Origin of the sequence: uncultured Campylobacter sp. (genome assembly GCF_938017615.1) — a bacterium.
Classification (GTDB): Bacteria; Campylobacterota; Campylobacteria; order Campylobacterales; family Campylobacteraceae; genus Campylobacter_B.
Window position 1 is genome coordinate 1 of record NZ_CALIJA010000010.1, and the last position, 2549, is coordinate 2549.

Here is a 2549-nt window from a genome sequence, read left to right on the forward strand (position 1 = left end):
AAGGATTAAATATGAAGAAATTTCTTCTCGCTTCGCTTCTTAGCGCTAGCGTCGTCAGCTTCGCTCTTGCCGAAAAAATCGTAGTCGCCGCTACTCCGATACCGCATGCCGAAATTTTAGAGCAGATCAAGCCCGATCTAAAAGCCCAAGGCTACGATCTTGAAGTAAAAGTTTTCAACGACTACGTAACCCCGAACCTCGCTACCGACAGCGGCGACGTGGATGCGGGATTTTTCCAGCACGTGCCGTATATGGAGGAATTTAACGCCAATAAAGGCACGAAGTTAAAAGCGACCGTGGGCGTGCATTTAGAGCCGATGGGCATCTACAGCCATAAGATTAAAAATTTAAAAGATCTTAAAAACGGTGCTAAAGTTGCCGTGCCAAACGATCCGACTAACGAAAGCCGCGCTCTTGATCTACTCGTAGCCGCGGGGCTCATCGAAGTTGATCAAAACGCCAAGCTTCGCACGCCGTTAGATGTCACGAAAAACCCTAAAAATTTAGAAATTTTAGAGCTTGAGGGCGCCGCACTTCCACGCACTCTGGGCGATGTAGATATTGCGGTTATCAACTCAAATTTTGCCTTTAACGCAAATTTAAACCCGATCAAAGATTCGCTATTTTTAGAAAAGGCTGAGGGCAACCCTTATACAAATGTTATTAGCGTTAAAGAAGGCAACGAAAACAGCCCTAAGATCAAGGCGCTAGATAAAGCGATTCAAAGCGAGAAAGTGAAAAAATTTATCGAGACGCAATATAAAGGCGCAATCATCCCGTCGTTTTAACTCCCCTCTTTTTAAAATTCGGCGCAGGATTCGCGCCGAATTTGCTGGCATTCGCTATTTTATTTACTATCTTTTTTTATAATTGCGCGAAATTTACCGAATAAAGGAAAAATAATGAAAAGAATTTTATCTTTCAGCTTTGTTGCCGCTATGGCTATATCTTCGCTTAATGCAGGCGTTTTGGCTACTGCAAAAGACGCAAATATCACTATTACGGATGAGGATGTTGCACCGTTTTTGGCTCAAGGTATGCAGCACGGCGGACAGGAACCGACCGCCGATGAGAAGAAAAAACTAATCGATGATCTAATCAAATACAAACTTCTAATCGCAGAGGCGAAAAAATCAGGTATTGAAAACAGCGACGAATATAAGCATCAGCTAGAGCTTGCTAAAGATGGCATTGCATTTAATCTATGGCAACGCGAGCAAGCTAAAGACGTAAGCGTCAGCGACGAGGAAGCTAAAAAAATTTATGATGAAAATAAACAGAATTTCATGCAACCAGATTCCGTTACCGCAAGTCATATTTTAGTAGCAGACGAAAAGGCTGCTAAAAACGCGATTGCGAAGCTATCAAAAGTCAAAAAAGAGAATTTGAAAGAGGAATTTAATAAGCTAGCCAAAGAAATTTCAATCGATCCAAGTGCGAAAGAAAACGGTGGCGATTTGGGCTCTTTCGGCAAAGGCATGATGGTGCCGGAGTTTGAAAAAGCAGCGTTTGCGCTAAAAGATGGTGAGATGAGCAAAACGCCGGTAAAGACGCAATTCGGATATCATGTAATCTACAAAGAAAGCAGCAAAAAGGCTGAGACTATGCCGTTTGAAAAGGTAAAAGATCTCATCAAAAATCAATTACTTCCAAGCAAAGTAAACAAAAAAATCGATGACAAGGCTAATGAGCTATTCGGCAAACTAAACATCGAATACGCAAAATAGTTTTAATTTTAAGGCGCGAGGCTATTAAATTTATATGCAAGTTCGCTGCGGCAGTAACTTGCAGGGATAAATTTTAGCTCGCGCCTTTGTTTTATATGCGCTAAATTTCGCGAAATTTTAAGCCACTCTTATATCGACGGATTGTTAAATTTCAAGCTTATTTGCTTTGCTGATGCTAAATTTCGCGAAATTTTAGGCTCAGCTGGTTTTTTCACATTAAATCAAGGAATTCAAATGCTTTCTAATATCGTAAATTTTATCGTAGAATTTGTCGCGGGCTGGGGATACCTTGGCATTTTTGTGATGATGTTTTTAGAAAGCAGCTTCTTTCCTTTCCCAAGTGAAGTCGTGATGATCCCTGCAGGCTATCTGGCCTCAAAATCGCAGATGAGCTTTGTTGCGGCATTTGTTTGTGGGCTTGGCGGCAGCATCACCGGCGCGCTGTTTAATTACTATCTATGCTACTTTTTTGGACGTAAGATTATCGCTAAATACGGCAAATACGTAGGCATCACCGAGGAGAAATTTGCAAAATTCGAAGCATTTTTTAACCGCCATGGCGAAATTTCAACGTTTAACTGCCGCTTAATCCCTGGCATCCGTCAATACATCAGCCTTCCTGCGGGCCTTGCAAAGATGAATATAGCGCGCTTCGTGCTATTTACCGGGCTTGGAGCTGCGATTTGGACATTAATACTGATGAGCTTGGGATATTTCATCGGCGAAAATGAGGAGCTAATCAAGCAAGATCTGCATCTAATTACGATCGCTCTGTTCGCCGTCGTCATTATAATCTCGCTCCTATATATTTATTTTATAAAA

The 2549-nt window shown here is 41.7% G+C and carries 3 protein-coding genes; all 3 read left to right on the forward strand.

From position 1 onward, the window contains the following. Window positions 1–11 precede the first annotated feature (11 nt). Complete coding sequence (locus Q0620_RS00470; protein WP_005870677.1) at window positions 12–788, forward strand: MetQ/NlpA family ABC transporter substrate-binding protein; 777 nt, start codon at window positions 12–14, stop codon at window positions 786–788. 114 nt (window positions 789–902) lie between these two features. Continuing rightward, on the forward strand, window positions 903–1727 hold the full coding sequence (locus Q0620_RS00475) for a peptidyl-prolyl cis-trans isomerase (RefSeq protein ID WP_005870679.1): 825 nt from the start codon (window positions 903–905) through the stop codon (window positions 1725–1727). Between the two features lie 234 nt (window positions 1728–1961). Further along, the coding region (locus tag Q0620_RS00480) for a DedA family protein (protein WP_298782723.1) at window positions 1962–2549 on the forward strand (588 nt) is incomplete at its 3' end.